Annotated in this window: 19 protein-coding genes; 9 read left to right on the top strand and 10 right to left on the bottom strand. The window is 33.3% G+C overall.

Features of this window, described 5'->3' with window-relative positions:
• Window positions 1–78: 78 nt before the first annotated feature.
• The 6 genes from OD917_RS13605 to OD917_RS13630 all read left to right on the top strand — a co-directional run bounded on the left by OD917_RS13605 (window position 79) and on the right by OD917_RS13630 (window position 6080).
• Window positions 79–1467 carry a dipeptidase gene (locus OD917_RS13605; RefSeq protein WP_111288491.1) on the top strand — a complete coding sequence of 463 codons (1389 nt, stop codon included), beginning with the start codon at window positions 79–81 and terminating at the stop codon, window positions 1465–1467.
• A gap of 363 nt (window positions 1468–1830) precedes the next feature.
• Window positions 1831–2259, top strand: a complete 429-nt coding sequence (locus OD917_RS13610) for a hypothetical protein (RefSeq protein ID WP_263524008.1) — start codon at window positions 1831–1833, stop codon at window positions 2257–2259.
• 18 nt (window positions 2260–2277) lie between these two features.
• Window positions 2278–3240 carry a DUF6624 domain-containing protein gene (locus tag OD917_RS13615; protein WP_263524009.1) on the top strand — a complete coding sequence of 321 codons (963 nt, stop codon included), beginning with the start codon at window positions 2278–2280 and terminating at the stop codon, window positions 3238–3240.
• Complete coding sequence (locus OD917_RS13620; RefSeq protein ID WP_263524010.1) at window positions 3237–3611, top strand: BlaI/MecI/CopY family transcriptional regulator; 375 nt, start codon at window positions 3237–3239, stop codon at window positions 3609–3611. The genes OD917_RS13615 and OD917_RS13620 overlap by 4 nt, the downstream gene beginning before the upstream one ends.
• Complete coding sequence (locus OD917_RS13625) at window positions 3608–4810, top strand: M56 family metallopeptidase (RefSeq protein WP_263524011.1); 1203 nt, start codon at window positions 3608–3610, stop codon at window positions 4808–4810. Before OD917_RS13620 ends, OD917_RS13625 begins: the two co-directional genes overlap by 4 nt.
• 58 nt (window positions 4811–4868) lie before the next feature.
• Window positions 4869–6080 carry a M56 family metallopeptidase gene (locus tag OD917_RS13630; protein WP_263524012.1) on the top strand — a complete coding sequence of 404 codons (1212 nt, stop codon included), beginning with the start codon at window positions 4869–4871 and terminating at the stop codon, window positions 6078–6080.
• A 183-nt stretch (window positions 6081–6263) separates the two neighbouring features.
• Here OD917_RS13630 and OD917_RS13635 read toward each other — a convergent pair whose 3' ends face one another.
• Window positions 6264–7628: a saccharopine dehydrogenase family protein gene (locus tag OD917_RS13635; RefSeq protein WP_263524013.1), complete on the bottom strand. Its 1365-nt coding sequence runs from the start codon at window positions 7626–7628 to the stop codon at window positions 6264–6266.
• Between the two features lie 187 nt (window positions 7629–7815).
• Here OD917_RS13635 and OD917_RS13640 point away from each other — a divergent pair, with 187 nt between their 5' ends.
• The gene (locus OD917_RS13640) at window positions 7816–8202 is read left to right on the top strand and encodes a DUF423 domain-containing protein (RefSeq protein ID WP_263524014.1); all 387 of its coding nucleotides are present in this window, start codon (window positions 7816–7818) and stop codon (window positions 8200–8202) included.
• Between the two features lie 303 nt (window positions 8203–8505).
• A complete protein-coding gene (pckA, locus tag OD917_RS13645; protein WP_263524015.1) occupies window positions 8506–10110 on the top strand; it encodes a phosphoenolpyruvate carboxykinase (ATP) in 1605 nt (534 codons plus the stop codon).
• Between the two features lie 123 nt (window positions 10111–10233).
• Here pckA and OD917_RS13650 read toward each other — a convergent pair whose 3' ends face one another.
• Together OD917_RS13650 and OD917_RS13655 are read right to left on the bottom strand one after the other, a co-directional pair.
• On the bottom strand, window positions 10234–11292 hold the full coding sequence (locus OD917_RS13650; protein ID WP_263524016.1) for a phytase: 1059 nt from the start codon (window positions 11290–11292) through the stop codon (window positions 10234–10236).
• A 74-nt stretch (window positions 11293–11366) separates the two neighbouring features.
• On the bottom strand, window positions 11367–14177 hold the full coding sequence (locus OD917_RS13655) for a TonB-dependent receptor (protein ID WP_263524017.1): 2811 nt from the start codon (window positions 14175–14177) through the stop codon (window positions 11367–11369).
• A gap of 237 nt (window positions 14178–14414) precedes the next feature.
• On the opposite strand from OD917_RS13655, the gene OD917_RS13660 reads away from it, so the two are divergent.
• Window positions 14415–15515, top strand: a complete 1101-nt coding sequence (locus tag OD917_RS13660) for a DUF4407 domain-containing protein (RefSeq protein WP_263524018.1) — start codon at window positions 14415–14417, stop codon at window positions 15513–15515.
• Window positions 15516–15649: 134 nt separating this feature from the next.
• Here the strand turns inward: OD917_RS13660 and OD917_RS13665 are convergent, their stop codons facing one another.
• The 7 genes from OD917_RS13665 to hemW form a co-directional block, all read right to left on the bottom strand.
• Window positions 15650–16351 carry a PH domain-containing protein gene (locus OD917_RS13665; RefSeq protein WP_263524019.1) on the bottom strand — a complete coding sequence of 234 codons (702 nt, stop codon included), beginning with the start codon at window positions 16349–16351 and terminating at the stop codon, window positions 15650–15652.
• Window positions 16352–16423: 72 nt separating this feature from the next.
• The gene (locus OD917_RS13670; protein WP_095928184.1) at window positions 16424–16795 is read right to left on the bottom strand and encodes an MmcQ/YjbR family DNA-binding protein; all 372 of its coding nucleotides are present in this window, start codon (window positions 16793–16795) and stop codon (window positions 16424–16426) included.
• Between the two features lie 6 nt (window positions 16796–16801).
• Window positions 16802–17152, bottom strand: a complete 351-nt coding sequence (locus OD917_RS13675; RefSeq protein WP_263524020.1) for a DUF4260 domain-containing protein — start codon at window positions 17150–17152, stop codon at window positions 16802–16804.
• Window positions 17149–17550, bottom strand: coding sequence for a GNAT family N-acetyltransferase (locus OD917_RS13680; RefSeq protein WP_263524021.1), 402 nt, complete (start codon window positions 17548–17550; stop codon window positions 17149–17151). Before OD917_RS13680 ends, OD917_RS13675 begins: the two co-directional genes overlap by 4 nt.
• 58 nt (window positions 17551–17608) lie before the next feature.
• Window positions 17609–18394 carry a cyclase family protein gene (locus OD917_RS13685; RefSeq protein ID WP_263524022.1) on the bottom strand — a complete coding sequence of 262 codons (786 nt, stop codon included), beginning with the start codon at window positions 18392–18394 and terminating at the stop codon, window positions 17609–17611.
• A 54-nt stretch (window positions 18395–18448) separates the two neighbouring features.
• Window positions 18449–18826: a GxxExxY protein gene (locus OD917_RS13690; protein WP_263524023.1), complete on the bottom strand. Its 378-nt coding sequence runs from the start codon at window positions 18824–18826 to the stop codon at window positions 18449–18451.
• Window positions 18827–18940: 114 nt separating this feature from the next.
• Complete coding sequence (hemW, locus tag OD917_RS13695; RefSeq protein WP_263524024.1) at window positions 18941–20089, bottom strand: radical SAM family heme chaperone HemW; 1149 nt, start codon at window positions 20087–20089, stop codon at window positions 18941–18943.
• Window positions 20090–20095 lie beyond the last annotated feature (6 nt).

Here is a 20095-nt window from a genome sequence, read left to right on the forward strand (position 1 = left end):
TGAATTATCAAAGACTTTTTTGAAAATTTTTTTTAATTCTCTTTTTTGTACATTTGGGTTTCTATAAAAATAATTTAAATGGAAAATATTAAGTCCTACGTTCAACAACATAAAGATCGGTTTATCAATGAATTGATCGAATTATTAAAGATTCCGTCGGTTAGTGCCGACACTGCATATTCTCAAGATGTTATTGACACAGCAGAGGCTGTAAAAGAAAGTTTATCAAAAGCAGGGTGCGATTATGTCGAAACTTGCGACACTCCAGGTTACCCAATTATCTACGGAGAGAAAATTATAGATCCAAATCTTCCAACGGTTTTAGTTTACGGCCACTACGACGTACAACCGCCAGATCCATTAGAATTATGGACTTCACCACCTTTTGAACCGGTTATTAAAACTACAGATATTCACCCAGAAGGCGCAATCTTCGCGCGTGGAGCGTGTGACGACAAAGGTCAGATGTACATGCACGTAAAAGCGCTTGAATTAATGGTACAAAGCAATACTTTGCCTTGTAACGTAAAATTCATGATCGAAGGTGAAGAAGAAGTAGGTTCTGCAAGTTTGGCTTGGTTCGTAGAACGCAATCAAGAAAAACTGAAAAACGACGTAATCTTGATTTCAGATACAGGAATGATCTCAAACCAACAGCCATCGATCACGACAGGTTTAAGAGGTTTGAGTTATGTTGAGGTAGAAGTTACAGGTCCAAACCGCGATTTGCATTCAGGTTTATACGGTGGAGCTGTGGCGAATCCAATTAATATTTTGGCAAAAATGATTGCTTCGCTTCACGACGAAAACAATCATATTACAATTCCAGGTTTCTACGATAAAGTTCAGGAATTATCTGCAGAAGAAAGAGCCGAAATGGCAAAAGCGCCTTTCAGCTTAGAAAAATATAAAAATGCTTTAAACATTGCTGATGTTTATGGTGAAAAAGGTTACGTAACGAACGAAAGAAACTCAATCCGTCCGACTTTAGACGTAAACGGAATCTGGGGCGGTTATACTGGCGAAGGTGCTAAAACGGTTATTGCGAGTAAAGCATTCGCTAAAATCTCGATGCGTTTGGTTCCAAATCAGGAATGGGAGGAGATTACAGAACTTTTCACGAAACATTTTACAAGCATTGCGCCAGCTGGAGTTACAGTAAAAGTTACACCTCACCACGGTGGTCAAGGTTATGTTACGCCAATTGACAGCATTGGTTATCAGGCAGCAAATAAAGCGTATACAGAAACGTTTGGAGTTCCTGCAATTCCGGTTCGTTCTGGCGGAAGTATTCCGATTGTGGCTTTGTTTGAAAAAGAATTAAAAAGCAAAACCATCTTAATGGGATTTGGTTTGGATAGCGATGCTATTCACTCGCCAAATGAACATTTCGGAATCTTTAATTACTTGAAAGGTATTGAGACTATTCCGTTGTTTTATAAATATTTTGTGGAGCTTTCTAAGTAGTTTTTTAACCGCAAAGAACGCAAAGGTTTACGCAAAGTTCGCTAAGATTTTTTGAATAAGATTTATAAAAGTTCGCAAAGCTTAATCATATAGCTTTGCGAACTTTGCGTTTATAAACGTAACCTTAAATAAAAACCTTGCGTTCTTTGCGTTTAAATTTTCCAACAGTATTTTTAAAATATAAATCCGTTCAGAAACGAGCGGATTTTTTTTGTTTTAGTACTTTTTTGTTGAGGTTCAGAGCAGAAAAACCTTTGTCACTTTGTCTCTCTAAACCTTTGTATCTAAAAAAAGACTTCTTTTTCTTGCATATTTAAAATTTAACTCTACATTTGTAGAAACGAATCTATAATTGTAGAGCAAATGAATTTGAGAAACCTTATTTTACTATTGTTTTGCGGATTAATGCTGTTTGGTTGTAAAAGCAAACCGATCAATCAGAAAATTGACAGGAAAAAAGAAGGCGTTTGGATCGACGACTATACGCAGGATGGTACAAATTATAAATCGTATGAGCATTATAAAAACGATCTTCCTGTAAAAAAGTGGAAAACTTACATTAATGGTAAAATCTACAAAACAGAAAAATATAAAAACGGAATTTGTGTCGTAAAAAGCTATTACGAAAACGGAAAATTAGAATCGAAAGGAAAAACAAAATTAGAAATGAATTCGGTTGAAACACATTGGTTTTATTTTGGAGAATGGAAATTCTATTCAGATAACGGAAAGCTAAAAAGCATCAAAAACTACGAAAATGGAGAATTAATCTCAGAACAAAAAATACAATAAACCATAACTATTAAATCCATGAAAAAATTACTTGCTTTCTTTTTTATTGTAATCAACTTTACTTTAGCGCAAGCACAAACGTATAAAGAATGGGTTCAAAAAGCCGATTCTTGCTACAATGCACAAAATTATAAGTTGTCTGTTGCCAATTATGAAAAAGCTTTTAAAATAGAACAGAAAGATTATGGTGATTTATACAATGCGGGTTGTTCTGCGTCTTTGGCAAAAGAAAACAAAAAAGCATTTAAGTGGTTGAATCTCGCAATTGATAATGGTTACGAAAACATTGCACATATTCAAATTGATGGTGATTTGAAATCTCTTCATTCAGAAAAACAATGGAAAAAGACAATTAATAAATTACAAAAGAAACTGGATATTATTGGAGCAAATTACGATAAGGTGCTAGAAAAAGAACTTGCACAGATTTATGCAGATGATCAGGAAATTCGTGGCGAATTTATGAATATTTATAAGGCTCCCAATCCTGATAAGAAGAAAATGGACAGCATTGGTAAAATTATGGGTGTAAAAGACAGTATTAACCTAATTAAGGTTATGAAAATACTGGATGAAAGAGGTTGGTTAGGAAAAAATGTTGTTGGTGGTCAAGGAAATAAGACTTTGTTTTTGGTTATTCAGCATGCTGATTTAGAATACCAGCAAAAGTATTTACCTATGATGAGAGAAGCGGCTAAAAATGGAAATGCAGATCCAGGAAATTTGGCGTACTTGGAAGATAGGGTAGCTTTGAGAGAAGGAAGAAAGCAAATTTATGGCAGTCAGGCTGCAAAGAATAAAAAGACTGGTAAAATGTACATATCGCCAATGATAGATCCAGATAATGTAGATAAAAGGCGTGCGGAGGTTGGACTTGGTACGATCGCGGAATATGCGGCTAAACTGAATATTAAATGGGATTTGGAGGCTTATAAAAAAGAATTACCAGAAATGGAAAAACTCGAAAATATAAAACAATGACACAATTATCAAACGCAGAAGAACAGTTAATGGAGTATTTATGGAATCTTGAAAAAGCTTTCATGAAGGATTTGCTTGAAGCTTATCCAGAACCAAAACCCGCGACAACTACTGTTGCAACGCTTTTAAAACGAATGATCGACAAGAAATTCGTAGCTTATAATGAGTTTGGAAATTCTAGAGAATATTATCCTTTGGTGAAAAAAACAGATTATTTCTCGAAACACGTTAAAGGGCTTATTAGCAATTTCTTTAATAATTCGGCATCACAATTTGCTTCGTTTTTTACTACCGAAACCAATTTGTCGGCTTCGGAATTGGAAGATCTTAAAAAAATAATCGATTCAGAAATTCAAAAAAAGAAAAAATGATAGCTTTTATTGTAAAATCAGCAGTCGCTTTATGTGTTTTTCTAGCTTTTTATCATTTGATATTAGAACGAGAAAAAATGCATCAATTTAATAGATTCTTTTTGCTTTTTTCAATTTTGATTTCCGTCGCAATTTCGTTTATCTCATTTGAAATTATCAAAGAAATTCCTGTAGATTTTTCAAGGCAAATTGCTATTAGTCAGCATGAACTAAATACGTCGATTCATCAAACAGCAGAAAAAGTAGATTATAAATTCATTCTTTTATGGACTCTATATGCAATCGTAACGCTGTTGATGGCAGTAAGATTTGGAAGAAACATTTGGAAAATTTATTCCAGAATTGGCAATTCTCCAAATGTAGAATTTAAGAATTCAAAATTGGTTTTGTTAAAAGAAAAAATATTGCCACATACCTTTTTGCATTACATTTTTATCAATTTAGAAGATTATAAAAACCAAAATATTGAAGCCGAATTGTACACGCACGAATTGGTTCATGTGCATCAAAAGCATACTTTGGATATTCTTTTTATAGAGCTTTTAAAAGTTGTTTTTTGGTTTAACCCGATTTTTTTGTTTTATAAAAAAGCAATACAGCTCAACCACGAATTTCTTGCCGATCAGGAAATTGTGAAAACTTATAATAATGTTCCGTTTTACCAAAATTTACTTTTAACAAAAGGAAGCGAGAACCAAACGATTTACTTGGCCAGTAATTTGAATTATTTAGTAACAAAAAAACGATTAAAAATGATGAAAAAAAGAACATCAAAAACTACAGCGTTTTTGAAGAAAATTGCTGTAGTGCCTCTAGTCACGATTTTAATGTTGCTGTTATGTATAAAAACAGTTGCTCAAGAAGTGAAAAACGAAGTGAAAAACAGCACAACTAAAAACTCTTTTGATGAGAAAACAGTTATTTCAAAAGATAAAAAACAAGACGTGGTTGTAAAGGAAAAATCTACTAAGTCAATAGACGAGAAGAAAACCAAAGTTTTGCCTCAGCCAGCAGTTGCTTCAAAAAAAACGCAGGATTTAAAAGAGAATGAAACTTTAAGCATTAAACAAGAATCTGGTTCTGAGGTTAGTACTATAATTAGTGAAAGTGAAGAAAGAGCAAAAGAACGAAGAAAATCTTATGGTTATCAAGATATGAAGTTTGATACTACAATGTTTAGAAGACCACAAAATCCTTGAGAATAAAACATTCTTAAAAACGTAAATAATCGATTCCGAAATATCAAAAAAATAAAAAATGATAACATATCTTTTAAAATCAGGTTTACTGCTTATTGTGTTTTTTGCGGTGTATAAATTACTGTTGGAAAACGAAAAAATGTTTCGCTTTAATCGTGTCTATCTTCTTGCGAGTTTGATTTTTAGTTTGATTATTCCGTTGCAATTGTTTTCTATTGAACCGCTTTTCTCAACGAAAATCAAAGCAGTTCAATTGGATGAAATTATGATTGTAACCAATAAAACAATGCTAAATGAAATCTCATTAAGTGGAATTCTAACGTTTTTATTAAGCGTTGTTTATGGTGTTATTGTTTTGATTTTGTTTGTTCGATTTGCTATTAATGTCTCTTCTTTTTATAGAAAAATGAAGAAGAATAAAATTGAGTTTATAAAAGGCGAAAGAGTTGTTTTGATGAAAGAATCGATTCTGCCACATTCTTTTTGGAACGCTATTTTTATTAATGAAAAAGACTTTAAAAACGGAAAAATCCCATCAGAATTAATTGCTCACGAAAAAGCACATTTAAATCAAAAACATACTTTGGATATTCTTTTTGTTGAGGTTTTGCAAATTGTGTTTTGGTTCAATCCTTTATTTGTTTTGTTTGAAAAAGCAATCAAACTCAATCACGAATTTTTGGCTGATGAAGCAGTAAATAAACAATTTGGAGAAATAAAAAATTACCAGAATTTATTGCTGGATTTCGTTTCACAGAAAAATACTGTTGCATTGGCAAGTAATATTAATTATTTAATAACTAAAAAGCGTTTAATTATGATGACTAAAAAAGAATCTACTATAAAATCTGCATTTAAAGTTTTGGCTGTTTTTGCAGTTTGTATCGTATTATTGTTTGCTTTCAGTACTGAGACTGTAGCACAAGAAGTGGCCAAAGAAAAAGATTTTAAGAACGTGACAGATGTAGGCGTACAGCCTTCTTTTCCTGGAGGAATAGTTGAGTTTTATAAATTCGTAGGTCAAAATTATAAAATGCCTGAAGAGGTTATTAAACAAAAACTAAATGGAAAAGTCTATGTTCAATTTATGATTGAGACAGATGGTTCTTTAACAGGTATTAAAGTGTTAAGAGACAAATTGGGTTATGGCTCGGGAGAAGAGGCTGTTCGTGTTTTGAAACTTTCTCCAAAATGGACTCCGGCTTATGATCAGGGAAAACCAGTTCGTGTAATGTATAGTCTGCCAATCAAAGTTCAGGCGGCTAAATAAGTTTTTTTTAGGTTCAAAGTTGCAAAGGTTCAGAGTTAGTTTTTTTAGTCTTAAAAAAATCTTTGTTCCTCTGAACCTTTGCAACTTTGTATCTTTCAAAAAAAATCCGCTTCTGTTTAGAGAAGCGGATAAAATTAAAAACTAATTTAAAAAAAATTCTAAAAATAAACATGCAGATCCAGACTAAAACAAGTCTGGATTATAACCAAAATAAGGCACTTTTTGCTCATTAAAAATAACCCCATATTCTTCTAACTCTTTCAAAATAGGCTCATAAACTTCTTTTTTAATTGGAAGTTGTACGCCTGGAGTTGTAATTTTTCCGTTTAATATCAACAATGTTGCAATCGCGACCGGAAGTCCAACTGTTTTTGCCATTGCGGTGTAAGTTTGGTCTTCGCCAATACAAACCATTTTAGAATCGATTTGTTTCTTTTCTCCATTCAATTCATAACCAAATTTGTGATACATCACAATCATGTCTTTGTCATCTGGTTCAAGAGCCCAGCTATCGGTTAAGATTTTTTCTAAGATTTGTGCAGGAGTTGCATTTGGCAGATTTACTTTTTTGTTAGGGTTAAATAAATCCAGTTCCAAAAGTTTATCCCACATAATATCGTCCTGATCGATTTTTAAGATCAATCGGGTTTTAATTTCAGCAGAATCTGTTGGATGATACGGAAGAAAAGAATTGATAAACTGACGATAACTCATGTTTTCAGAATCTTCTATAATATAGCTATCATCAGTCATTCCGAGTTGTACAAACATATTCCAAGCCCGTGAAAAACCAACCCTTCGAATAGTTCCTCTATACAAAGTCAGAATATCATCTAAACCATAAACAGAGCGGTATTTAAGAGAATCCCGATTCGAATAAGCTTCAAACTTTCCGTAACCTTCTACTTCTAGAAATTCGGTCCTTCTAAATAAAGCACTGTACGGAATATATTTATAAGTGCCTTCCTGAATAAATTTAGCAGCGCCACCTTGTCCTGCCAAAACTACGTTTCTTGGAGCCCATGTAAATTTGTAATTCCATAAATTATTGTCAGATTCAGGAGCTACAAGTCCGCCACAGAAAGATTCAAACAAAAGCATTTTACCACCTTTTGATCTTATTTCGTCAATAACTTTCATGGCGCTCATATGGTCGATTCCAGGATCGAGACCAATTTCGTTCATGAAAATCAGATTGTTTTTTATTGCTTCTTCGTTTAAAGCTTGCATAGCATCACTTATATAGGAAGCGGTAACAAGATGTTTTTTGAATTCTAAACAATCTTTTGCAATTTCGATATGCAAATGCGCTGGAAGCATCGAAATTACTATAGCAGCATTTTCGATAGCCTTTCTTCTTTCGTCGGCATTAAAAATATCTAAGGCAAACGGAGTCGCATTTGGATGATTCTGAGTCTTTGCTTTCGCAAGATTCAATGAAAGATCGGCCACGGTTAAATGCAGCTTTTCCTCATTGGATTTTGATAATAAATAGCGAATAAGCGAAGATGCAGATCTACCTGCTCCAATTATTAAAACGTTTCTCATGCTTCAAATATTTAACACAAATATATTTAAATGTTATAAATATAACAATCTAAATTAAATAAAATTGAATTTATTTTTTGGAATCGGATAAAAAATAATCTGATTTTGTTCTAAATAATGTTGAAACTAAAGCGGTTTTTCGGTTCGTTTGAAGTATTTTTGTGTCAAATTTCAAAAGAGATATATTATGAAAAGAAGATTCGTTCTAACTGGAGCTTTTATAGGTATGTTAGCTATTATTTTGGGTGCTTTTGGTGCTCATTTATTGAAAAAATATCTTTCAGTTGATCAATTAAATACTTTTGAAGTTGGTGTTCGTTACCAAATGTATCATGCCTTATTTCTTCTCTTTTTATCTACCCAAAAAGATATAGCCGAAAAGACCTTAAAAACGATCTATAATTTTGTAGTGGCAGGTGTTGTTCTTTTCAGTGGTTCAATTTATGTATTGGCAACAAAAGACTACACTTTGTTTGAATCTAAAATTATCGTATTCGCAACTCCAGTGGGTGGTTTTCTATTAATTATTGGTTGGGCGCTATTATTCTTTGCGATTTTGAAGAGAAAATCATAAAATCCCGAAAAAAAAATTCTGTCTAAGAATTAATCTTTAATTTTGTCACATAAATAACATATAACTTTATTTGTGTGACTTTTTTGTATTTTCTGTTATTAAACAAAAATAATATAACAAAATCGCTCATAAGGTTGTAATAAAACAAAATAGAAGCGATTATTTTTTTCTTTTTGTAATTTTTAAAGTGAAATTTCTCTTTTTTTCGTATAAATCAAAGTGAAATTTAAGTATTTTAAAAGAAATAAAAATTAATCTGTAATTTTGCTTCTGTAATAAAATATCACACACAACTTAAAATTTATGGACACTAATACAGTTTTCTCGAAATCGATTTCGTTAAAGGAATTAGGAATTGAAAATGCAAAAGTTCGCTATCAACTATCTGCAGATGAACTACATGCTATTACTTTGCAAGCAGGGCAAGGTGTTGAGAATTCTACTGGGGCGTTAGCAATTAATACAGGTGAATTTACAGGTCGTTCTCCACAAGATCGTTTTATCGTAAAAGATGATATTACTAAAGATCAAGTTTGGTGGGGAAATGTGAATATTCCGTTTGAACCTCAGGCTTTTGAAAAGCTTTATAAAAAGGTAACAGCATTTTTATCAGACAAAGAAGTTTTTGTTCGTGATTCTTATGTGTGTTCTGATTCAAATTATAGATTGAATGTTCGTGTTGTAACAGAAACGGCTTGGTCTAATTTGTTTTGCTATAATATGTTCTTACGTCCTGAAGAGTCGGAACTAGCTAATTTTACTCCAGAATGGACAGTTGTTTGTGCACCAAGTTTTATGGCAGATCCTGCTGTAGATGGAACGCGCCAGTCTAATTTTGCTATTTTAGATTTTACTAAAAAAATTGCTTTAATTGGAGGAACTGGATATACAGGAGAAATGAAAAAAGGAATTTTCTCTGCTTTGAATTTTATTCTTCCAGTTTTCAAAAATACACTTCCAATGCACTGTAGTGCAAATGTTGGAGAAGACGGAGATACTGCAATTTTCTTCGGATTATCTGGAACAGGAAAAACAACTTTATCAGCAGATCCAGAGCGTAAATTAATCGGAGACGATGAACACGGATGGACAAACGAAAATACAGTTTTCAACTTCGAAGGAGGCTGTTATGCAAAAGTGATCAATTTAACAGAAGAAAATGAACCAGACATTTTTAGAGCGATCAAAAAAGGAGCGCTTTTAGAAAATGTGGTTTTCAAGGCTGGAACAAACGAAGTTGATTTTGATGATGTTTCAATTACTCAAAACACTCGTGTAAGTTATCCAATTACACATATTGATAATGTACAGCCAGGTTTGGTTGGACACAATCCAAAAAATATATTTTTCTTAACGGCTGATTCTTTCGGAATTTTACCTCCAATCTCAAGATTAACTCCAGGTCAGGCTGCTTACCACTTTATTTCTGGATATACGGCAAAAGTTGCGGGTACAGAAGCTGGTGTGACTGAGCCTCAGCCTAATTTCTCTGCATGTTTTGGAGCGCCATTTATGCCTTTGCATCCAACACGCTACGCAGAAATGTTAAGCAAAAAAATGAAAGATGCGGGAGTAAAAGTTTGGTTGATCAACACGGGTTGGACAGGTGGACCTTACGGAATTGGAAGCCGTATGAAACTGAAATATACTCGCGCAATGATTACAGCTGCTTTAAAAGGAGAACTAGACAATGTAGAGTATGTAGATCACAAAGTATTTGGAATTGCAAAACCTCAATCTTGTCCGAATGTTCCAAGCGAAATTTTAAATCCTAGAAATACTTGGGAAGACAAAGATTTATACGATAAAAAAGCGTTAGAATTAGCTCAGAAATTCAAAGCTAATTTTGCCAAATTTGAAGAGTTTGCAAATGCTGAAATCTTGGCAGGAGCACCGATTACAGAATAAAAGGAATTATTTAATTCAAATAAAAAAGCTGTTCAGAAATGAACAGCTTTTTTTAGTTGGTTTCCAATCGCAGTAAAAAAAATAGACACTGAACACGGAACTGCGACTGAAAACCTTGAAACTTTATTTTTTAGCTTCGTCTATACGTTTTTGGATTAAATCCCAAGCATAATAGTGAAACGTCATTCCGTTGCTCATCGCTACAAATAGCCCGTTTTTATATTTTGGACCTAAGTTGACACTTGTAACATCAGCACCGTCACATTCAATTGTAGAAGTTGGAACTTCAGCTAATAATGGATGATTGTTCGGATTTCCTTTTGCACCTTCTCTCGGATAAACCATAAAAGAATTTGCTTGCTGATTTGATACTAAAAGATATCCTGTAGAATCTGTTTTTTTGTAAATCGCAATTCCTTCGTGATCTGCTTTGAAATCTTTTTGACCAAAGAAAGCCAATTCTTTATTATCGTTTAAAGCGGGATCTGCTTTGTATTTTCTAATTCCAGACTGCTCGTCACAATAGTAAACATAACCTAATTCGTTATCCACGGCAATAGCTTCAATTTCTTTTTTACCACTATACGTTCCGAATTTGCGAACCACTTTTGCTACAGCAAATTTTCCGTTTCCAGAAAGTTCATACTGCCATAAATAACTTCCAGAAGGACCTGTTTTTCTTCCCACAATAGCAAAAATCTTCCCATCGCTTGGACGTGTGTATAATGAAACTCCCATTGGGTCGCGTTGCGCTTCTCCATCAAAAACAGGAATTCCGCCGTTATCAATTGGTTCTAAATCAGGTAAACTGAAAATTCTGATTTTATTTTCTTCACGTTCTGTTGTAACCGCAACGTCTACTTTTTTTCCGTCAATAATCAATCCGTAAGCGATATCAACGTTGTTAGGACGTTTTAACGGAATTGATTTTTTAAGAATCTTTCCATTCAAATCAAAAGCGTATAAACCGCCATCAGTGTCTTTGTCTGTTCCCACAATAATACTTTTTGAAGCATCTGTTGGATTTATCCAAATTGAAGGGTCATCTGTATCGTGAGGCAAAACTTCTGTAACAGCTGTTGGTTTTACAGCATTTGGCTGAACTGGAGCTAATGTATCATTTTTACAAGCAACGAATAATGCAGTTAAAAGTAAAAGAGCAACTAAAGATTTATTTTTCATTATGTTATATATTTTAATGCAATTAGACAGAGCGCTAAACTCTGTCTAATTTAAGAATTTTAAAAAAGTGCAGATTACAAGTCTAATTTCAATCCGAAATTGTAACGTGGCTGGTAATATTCAGCTTGTTTTGTATGAGCAGCAACTCCTTGGTAGTAACGTAACGGTTGGTTTGTTAAGTTATTAGCTTCAGCAAAAAAGCGAAGTTTTGGAGTAATTTTATAAGAAGCATTTGCATCTAAGAAAAACTGCTTGTCATAGTAACTGTCTTTGTAAGACTCAGAACCTAATTCATCTAAATAATCAGATGTAAAGTTAGTTGAGATTCTTGCAGAGAAACGTTTGTTTTCCCAAGATAAAGATCCGTTAAACATGTGTGGAGTTGTACCTGGAAGACTGATATCGTTTCTTTCGTTTCCGTCCTCATCAGCAATACCTTTTGCTTTAGATTGCGTGTAAGTATAGTTCAAATAGATAGCAAAACCTTTTAAGAACTTACCTGGTAAGAAATCTAATTGACGTTGGAATGCAACTTCAAATCCATAAACATCCACATTTTCTCCATTTCTTGATTGCAAGAAAGACCAGTTTTCTCCTGCTGGAATTGGGTTTACTTGATTAGGGAAATCTGCAGCAAATTTCGCATCAGTATATTGATTATCGCTGTAATTGTAAATGAAATCATTTAATCTTTTGTAGAAAACACCTCCAGAAATTAAACCAACAGATTTGAAATAATTCTCTGCCATGAAATCATAATTGTATGAATATGTAGCTTTAAGATCTGGATTTCCAGCTGTAATTTCTTTATCAGCAGCAATATTGTTTACATAAGGAGCCAATGCATAATAATTTGGCCTAGCCAACGCAGTTGTAGCAGCAGCTCTTAAAACTAAATCTTTTGTTGCGTTGTATTGGAATGAAATACTTGGCAATAAATTAGTGTAAGAGTTGGTGTTGTTGATTTTGCTCTCTAATTCTTCTTCATCTAATACGCGGTTTCCTGTATAATCAATATGTGTATTTTCAACACGGAAACCTAAAACCATAGAAAGTTTATCGTTAAAATCTTGATCCCATCTTACATAAGCAGCCGTAATTCTTTCTTTTGCGTTATAGTTTACAGCTAAATATTCTGCTGGATCAGCTTCTTTTTCAAATAAAGTTGAATTATTTAAATCTAAACTTCCTAAGAAAGCTGCAGAAGCAAAAGTTCCCGGCACATATTTACTTCCCGGATTAAATCCGTTTCCATCATAATAAGATGTTGGAACTTGCGATAATAATTCCATGTCGTCGTTGATTGGAGTATAAGAATAAAACATATTGTTTCTTTCTTTTTCTTTCAAACGAAGTCTAAGACCTGTTCTCAATCTTCCTTTTTCACCAGCAATTACAGAGAAAGGAAAACGAATGTTTACTTTTGCACCAAATTCGCTTTCGCTTGTTTCGTCTGTGTTTTCAGTAACAGAATCAAATTTAAATTCGTCAACAGATTCTCCAACAGTTGTCATTAAAGGAAATCTAATATCTGATAAATCTTCGAACATTTCTAAACCTTTCTGACGGTATTCGATATAACGCTCACCTGGACGGTATTCTCTAGCTTTTGCATAGTTAGCAGACCAATCTAAGTCTAATGTAGAATTGATTAAATGCTCTCCGCGAATAGAATAGTTTTGAACTCTTTGATCTTCTAATCTTCTGTTTTTGTTTCTGCTATTGTCTAAACCACCTTTTGTCTGACGTTTTACACGACCTTCAAAACCAACAATTTCTTCACCATTATAAAGTGGCTCAATATCATCATAAGTAGTTCTGAAACGGTTTTCTCTATCATCTCTCCAGTTGTAGATTGCATTTGCAAAAATCGTATTGTTGTCATTGAATTTATAATCTAAAGCAACAGACGCACTACGACGGATACGTTGTACATCATATTTTCTAATTTCAGATGCTTGTAAATACTCATTTCCAAAATCATCTTTTACCCATTCGTTCTCGATGTTATCAGAACCATAATCTACATTGTTGTAAGATCCGCTGAAAACAACTCCTAATTTATCATTAGCAAAACGATTACCATAAACTAAACCAGCTGTATAAGAAGCGTGGTCACGAATTGGTAAATATCCTCCAGCCAAAGTTGCCGATATTCTTTCTCCGTTTGGAGTTGCTCTTGTAATTAAGTTCACAGAACCTCCAATTGCATCGGCATCCATGTCTGATGTAAGCGTTTTGTTTACTTCGATTGTAGAAATCATATCAGATGGAATTAAGTCCATTTGTACGTTTCTGTTATCTCCTTCAGCAGATGGAATTCTGTCGCCGTTTAAAGTTACAGAGTTCAAAGATGGAGCCAAACCTCTAATAATAATATTACGAGCTTCACCTTGGTCATTCTGCATTGTGATACCTGGAACACGTTTTAAAGCATCTCCAACGTTAGCATCTGGAAAACGTCCCATTTGATCAGAAGAAATTACGTTTCCGATGTTTTTGTTATTTTTCTGTTGATTCAGCGCTTTTGCCTGACCTTTTAAGATATCTCCAACAATAACCTCTTTCAGTTCATTTTCAGAAGCTTTAAGAGAAAAATCAATTACGTTGTTTTTTCCTTGCTCAACTTTTATTTCTTGTGTTAAAGAAGTATATCCAATATATTTTACTTCAACTTGATAAGTTCCTTCATTAATATTTAATAATTCGAAACGACCGTTGTAGTCTGAAACGGTGTATTTTTTCTCGCCTACAATTTGAACCATTGCTCCAGGAAGAGGCAGTTTGTCATCGGCGTCTAAAATCTTTCCAGATATAATCGCTTTCTGAGCAAAACCTGTAAAGGCTAATAATAAGAATGCAGTTAATAGATAGAATTTTTTCATTGTGTGTGTTTGGTTTTATTTTGGTTGCGAAGCTAGAACCCTATTATTACTAAACCCTTGAAAAAAAATTAACATAGTGTTATGATTAATCCCAATGTGTTAAGATTTATTAATCTTTAAATAACATAAGAGGTATCAAATAATTGATTCCCAGTGAAAAGAAAAATGATATTTTGGTTGTATTTGAAAAATTGGCGTTAAATTTGCCGTATCAATCACAATCAAAAATCATCAATCATGTTAAAACAATTTTTTATCCTATGTTCAGGAGCCGACCGTGATCTCCTAAAAGACTGCTCAGAAGGCGAACAAACCAAATATGTTGGTATTGGTGCCACTGTATTCTTTACAGCAGTTATGGCTTTTTTAGCCAGTGCTTATGCGCTTTTTACCGTTTTCGATTCTATTTATCCCGCTTTAATTTTTGGATTTGTTTGGAGTTTACTAATCTTCAATCTTGACCGATTTATTGTTTCTACGATTAAAAAGAGGGATCGTTTTATGGACGAATTCCTGCAAGCGACTCCACGAATTGCTTTGGCCATTATTATTGCGATTGTAATCTCTAAGCCTTTAGAAATTAAGATTTTCGAAAAGGAAATCAATACCGTTTTGTTGAAAGAGAAAAACGAAATGGAATTGGCCAATAAAAAGCAAATTGGAACGTATTTCAAAACGGATTTAGATAAAAATAAAGCTGAAATTGCTGAGCTTAAAGCGGATATTATAAAGAAAGAGAAAGAAGTAAACGCTTTATATTCAACTTATATTACAGAAGCTGAAGGAACTGCTGGAACAAAGAAATTAGGAAAAGGTCCAGTTTATAAAGAAAAACGCGAAAAGCATGACGCAGCGCTTAAAGAATTTGAAACTTTAAAAACAACAAATGAGGCGAAAATTGCTGAGAAAGAAAAAGCTGGAAAACAATTACAAGCCGATTTAGACAAAAAAATTTCGCAGACACAACCCATCATTGAAGGTTTTGACGGATTAATGGCGCGTATCAATGCGTTAAACAAACTGCCTTGGCTTCCGTCATTTTTCATTATGCTGTTGTTTTTAGCAATTGAAACATCTCCAATTATCGCTAAATTATTAGCGCCAAAAGGGGAATTCGATTTCAAACAAGAAGAAGCTGAAACTGCCATGAAAGCAACTTTGGCACAAAATAAATACCAACGAGATTTATTGGTTAAAACAAGCGCAGAAATGCATGATAAAGTCTACGCTGATATCGCAGAAGATAAAGGTTTATTTGATCTACAGCGAAAAAACGCAAAAGAATTGCTGGAGTTACAGTCACATAAATTTGTAGAAAAGCAGAAGGCGACTCTGTGAGGGCTTAACCGCAAAGAGCGCAAAGGCATACGCAAAGTTCGCCAAGTATTTATAAAAGAAAACCATCAACATAAATTGATGGTTTTTTTCTTTGCGAACTTTGCGTAAAATCCTTGCGTTCTTTGCGGTTAGATTTACATATAACTTAAAATCTCTTTTTTGTAAGCATCATATTCTCCTTGCATAATCAAACCATTATCAAGAAGTTTTTTGTAATTCTGCAATTTATCAAAAAGTTCTTCTTTAGATAAATCGCTTAATTTGCGCTCCCCTGCTGGCTGCGTCGGAAGCGGTTCATAAGTTTCTGTAACAGCTGGAGCTGCAGGCAAGATTTCAGCAAAACTTGTTACTTCTTCCGTTTCTACTTCTTCGATTTCGTCTTCAAATTCTGGTTCTGCTTCTTCAACAATTTCCTGAACTGGCGTTCCTGCAGAAACTGGATTTTTCAATAAATCCAATTGTTCTTTAGCGTAAGTATAAATTTTTCTAGCCTGAATTTTCGGAATATAATCAATAGAAACAGCTAAATCTGTTTTAGTGCCAAATGAAAATTCAGAACCTAAAATGTTTTCTTTTACAAAAGTGCTTGCAATATCATCCCAAGTGTAATCAGTAAAGTCCATAGAAAGACCTAAATTTTTAGGTTTACAGATAATGATACGCTTGTTTGTTAATACAATACTGTCAGGAAAAACAGTAATTGCAGGCTTTTTTTGTACTGCGATATAACCAACTTCCTCACCTTTCATCAATAAATCTGTAAGTTTAGAAGTGATTTTTTCAATCGCTTTAGGATCTTGTTCTTCGTTCAGAAATTTTTTAAATTGTTCTTTCATGATTCTCTTAATTGCTAATTTGCAAATTGATTGGGGTTGTTAAGTTTTTATCTCACCGTGCAAATGTAATGCCTAATTTTCTAATTCGATAATTTCATTCTGAATTTTCTTTGTCAAACTTTTGAAAACCAATTCGTACGAATGATCTATAAGTTCTTTCACGAATTTATCAGGTAAATTTCCGTTCAAAGCCACGGTATTCCAGTGCACTTTACTCATATGAAATCCAGGTTGTATTTCGTCATATTCTGCTCGCAGTTCCTGTGCGCGGTCTGGATCGCATTTTAAATTTGCTGATTGCTCATTTTTTTCCCATTGAGAAAGCGAAGACAAGGCAAACATTTTTCCGCCCACTTTAAAAACCAAAGTATCTTCATCAAAAGGAAAATGTTCGCTGACACCTTTTTTTGAAAGACAATATTCGTAAAACGTTTCTAAATTCATAATTGTTTATTTACCAATTTCACCTAAATGCGTGTATTTAAAACCTTTTTTATATTTAAGGCCGTAACCAAAAATACGATCCATTGCCGAATGTGAAAATAAAATAATTCCGGCTAATTGCACAATTTCAATACTTAAATAAAATCCGACAGCATAAATTAAAAGCGCAATTCCTTTGTGATGAAATACGTTATAAAGAAAAGCTCCAGCTTTGTTCCCAAAAACATAACCAATCATCGATAAATCGGGAGCTAAAATTAGAGCCAAAAACCACCACCATTCATAATTTAAACGGTTAAAAAGAAATATTCCAAGAATAAATAAAGCGACTTCCTCAAGTTTTAAAACTGTTTTCATTTGACTATTTTTTCCATCATCTTTTCAGGATGATTCAGTTTTGTAAATCCGAATTTCTCGTATAAAAAGTGAGCGTCTGTTGTTGCCAATCGCCAGATTTTGACTTCTTGCAATTGAGGCTCATTCATCATCGTTTGGATTAAAATTGAAGAATATCCTTTTCCGCGATGTTCTTCATCAATAAAAACATCCATTAAATAAGCAAAAACGACATAATCGGTTATCACACGTGCAAAGCCAATTTGTTTGTCGTCTAAATAAATTCCAAAACAAACTGAAGCATCAATAGTGCGTTGAACTTCTTCAAGAGTTCGCCCCGCAGCCCAATAAATGTCTTTTAAAAAGTTCTGTATAAACGGAACGTCGAGTTTGGTTTTATCTATTGAAACGGTAATCATTTTTAATTTTAGATTTAGAGTTCAGATTTTAGATTTTTGTAGTAGAGTAATCTTAAATCTACAGTCTAAAATCTAAAATTTTATATAATAAAGGTTTACTTGGACTTGCATCATTTTCAAACGAAGCAGTTTGAAGATTTAGTATATAGTTTCCGTCTTCAATTTCGTCTGAAACATAAATCATTTCTGTAATTGTGGCGTTTAATCTTGCGTCAGAATTTAGATTATGCGTGTCTTTTACGTTCCAAAAAGCTTTATGAGCCAATAATTTTCCTTCGTCATGTTCTTTGTCAACACTTGGTAAATCAATTAGTAAATGTTGAATTTCGCTTTCGCGGATGAAAATCGCAGCATCTTCAGATAAATAAGGCGGATTTGTATTCGAATATTTTCGAGACTTTTTTTCTTTTTGATTTGGAAGAGTCCGAATTATTATCGCTTCCAATTTTGTCACGCTGAGCGGAGTCGAAGCGCTCAACGCTTTTTGAACTTGTTCTTTCGTAATCACAAAATCATCACCAATTTTTTGAGGTTCGATCGTAATCAATTTAGCAAAAAAGAAAAACTGTTTCAGCGATTGATTAATGCTATAAAAATCATTCGTAATATGCCCCAAACATTCCGTATGCGTACCATGTCCATGCGGATTGAAGAAAATATTATTAAAATTCGTAGATGATTTTCCTTCCGAAACTTTACCGATCCAATCGCCAAAAACTACAGGTTCAATTGAAGGTTTTTCGATGTACCATGCAATTGGGTTTTCGTCAGTATTGTTTAATGGAATGGAGATATCAATAGGTTTTGATAAGTCGATTTCGAAGTTGTTGATTTTTGCTATCATGTTAATTTAACCGCAAGGTTCGCTAAGGTTTACGCAAAGGTCGCAAGGATTTTATTAAAGATTGTTTGCTACTCTTTTAATACCATACTTTAATAATGCGACATTAAAATTTATTAATAATCCTAGTTTACAATTTGTTAATTTTAAATAAGTCAGTAATTGAGCAAAATGAACTTCGTTTAGACAATCTACAGACTTTATCTCCAAAATTAGTTTATTTTCTACTAAAATATCCAAACGATAACCAACATCTAACTTTACTTCTTCGTAGAGTAATGGTAATGCTTTTTGTTTTTCAATTAGTAGGCCTAATTTCTTTAGCTCATAAAACAAACATTCTTCATAAGCACTTTCTAAAAGACCTGGACCTAAAGCTTGATGAACCTTCAAAGCTGAATGAAACACAATTCGTGATAAATCATTTTCTGACATGAGTAATTAAATATAAAATTAAAACTCAAATTTACATTTAATTCGATTTAAAGTAAAATTATTCTTACAATTAAAAAATAGCGTTCTTTGCGTAAACCTTAGCGAACCTTGCGGTTAAACTTCAGAATCTAAATAAAACAAATCACTTGCAATTCCATCCGTTAAAAATTTTCCTTTTGGAGTTGGTTTTAAAATGTTGTTTTCTATCGAAAGCAAATTGTCGTTTAAGAACTTTTGAGATTGTTCTAATAAATAATTCAAATATTCCGATCCAAATTCTTTTTCAATTCTTTCTAAAGAAACGCCCCAAATGGTTCGCAATCCCGTCATTATATATTCATTATAACGATCTGAAATAGTCAGAGTTTCCGTTTCAATAGGAAGTTCATCGTTTTGAATTGCTTTTAAATACAATGAATTATTAGCAATATTCCAGCCTCTTTTTTCGCCGTCATAACTATGTGCAGAAGGCCCGATTCCAATATATTTTTTGCCAAGCCAATAAGCCGAATTGTTTTTAGAAAAATAGTTTTCTTTTCCGAAATTGGATAATTCGTAATGAATAAAACCATTTTTTTGTAGCATTTCGACCAAAATCATAAAATGGTTTGAAGCTACTTCGTCTTGAGGTTCAGCAATTTTTCCGGTTTGAATTAATTTGCTTAAAGCTGTTTTTGGTTCAACAGTCAAAGCATAACTCGAAATATGCGGAATACCAAAATCTAAAGCTGTTTGAATATTTTGTCTCCACATTTCGTCACTCATTCCAGGAATTCCATAAATTAAATCGAGCGAAATATTATCGAAATATTTAGTAGCTTCTTCCAGACATTTTTTGGCTTCCGCCGAATTATGAGCGCGATTCATCATTTTCAAATCGTCTTCATAAAAAGATTGAATTCCAATGCTTAATCTATTTATTGGACTTTTAGATAATTCAAAAATTCGTTCTGCAGATAAATCATCTGGATTGGCTTCAAGGGTAATTTCAGGATTTTCGACAACTTTATAATTCTTATAAACTTCTGAAATTAAAAAGTTGATTTCGTCATTGGTCAAAACAGAAGGAGTTCCGCCGCCAAAATATATAGTTTCTACTCCCGAGAATTCAGGATCGTTTTGAAACTCATTTTTGCGCATGCCAATTTCTTTGGCTAAAGCCAAAACCATTTCGTCTTTCTTTTTCATTGAAGTCGAAAAATGAAAGTCACAATAATGACAAGCTTGCTTGCAAAAAGGTATGTGAATGTAAATTCCTGACATTTTTAA

Source organism: Flavobacterium sp. SH_e (genome assembly GCF_025717045.1).
Lineage (GTDB): Bacteria > Bacteroidota > Bacteroidia > Flavobacteriales > Flavobacteriaceae > Flavobacterium.

What these genes read in the sequence shown, in the direction of transcription:
- OD917_RS13605 (WP_111288491.1), top strand. Translation starts at nt 79, where the DNA reads ATGGAAAATATTAAGTCCTACGTTCAACAACATAAAGATCGGTTTATC.
- OD917_RS13610 (WP_263524008.1), top strand. Translation starts at nt 1,831, where the DNA reads ATGAATTTGAGAAACCTTATTTTACTATTGTTTTGCGGATTAATGCTG.
- OD917_RS13615 (WP_263524009.1), top strand. Translation starts at nt 2,278, where the DNA reads ATGAAAAAATTACTTGCTTTCTTTTTTATTGTAATCAACTTTACTTTA.
- OD917_RS13620 (WP_263524010.1), top strand. Translation starts at nt 3,237, where the DNA reads ATGACACAATTATCAAACGCAGAAGAACAGTTAATGGAGTATTTATGG.
- OD917_RS13625 (WP_263524011.1), top strand. Translation starts at nt 3,608, where the DNA reads ATGATAGCTTTTATTGTAAAATCAGCAGTCGCTTTATGTGTTTTTCTA.
- OD917_RS13630 (WP_263524012.1), top strand. Translation starts at nt 4,869, where the DNA reads ATGATAACATATCTTTTAAAATCAGGTTTACTGCTTATTGTGTTTTTT.
- OD917_RS13635 (WP_263524013.1), bottom strand. Translation starts at nt 7,628, where the DNA reads ATGAGAAACGTTTTAATAATTGGAGCAGGTAGATCTGCATCTTCGCTT.
- OD917_RS13640 (WP_263524014.1), top strand. Translation starts at nt 7,816, where the DNA reads ATGAAAAGAAGATTCGTTCTAACTGGAGCTTTTATAGGTATGTTAGCT.
- pckA (WP_263524015.1), top strand. Translation starts at nt 8,506, where the DNA reads ATGGACACTAATACAGTTTTCTCGAAATCGATTTCGTTAAAGGAATTA.
- OD917_RS13650 (WP_263524016.1), bottom strand. Translation starts at nt 11,292, where the DNA reads ATGAAAAATAAATCTTTAGTTGCTCTTTTACTTTTAACTGCATTATTC.
- OD917_RS13655 (WP_263524017.1), bottom strand. Translation starts at nt 14,177, where the DNA reads ATGAAAAAATTCTATCTATTAACTGCATTCTTATTATTAGCCTTTACA.
- OD917_RS13660 (WP_263524018.1), top strand. Translation starts at nt 14,415, where the DNA reads ATGTTAAAACAATTTTTTATCCTATGTTCAGGAGCCGACCGTGATCTC.
- OD917_RS13665 (WP_263524019.1), bottom strand. Translation starts at nt 16,351, where the DNA reads ATGAAAGAACAATTTAAAAAATTTCTGAACGAAGAACAAGATCCTAAA.
- OD917_RS13670 (WP_095928184.1), bottom strand. Translation starts at nt 16,795, where the DNA reads ATGAATTTAGAAACGTTTTACGAATATTGTCTTTCAAAAAAAGGTGTC.
- OD917_RS13675 (WP_263524020.1), bottom strand. Translation starts at nt 17,152, where the DNA reads ATGAAAACAGTTTTAAAACTTGAGGAAGTCGCTTTATTTATTCTTGGA.
- OD917_RS13680 (WP_263524021.1), bottom strand. Translation starts at nt 17,550, where the DNA reads ATGATTACCGTTTCAATAGATAAAACCAAACTCGACGTTCCGTTTATA.
- OD917_RS13685 (WP_263524022.1), bottom strand. Translation starts at nt 18,394, where the DNA reads ATGATAGCAAAAATCAACAACTTCGAAATCGACTTATCAAAACCTATT.
- OD917_RS13690 (WP_263524023.1), bottom strand. Translation starts at nt 18,826, where the DNA reads ATGTCAGAAAATGATTTATCACGAATTGTGTTTCATTCAGCTTTGAAG.
- hemW (WP_263524024.1), bottom strand. Translation starts at nt 20,089, where the DNA reads ATGTCAGGAATTTACATTCACATACCTTTTTGCAAGCAAGCTTGTCAT.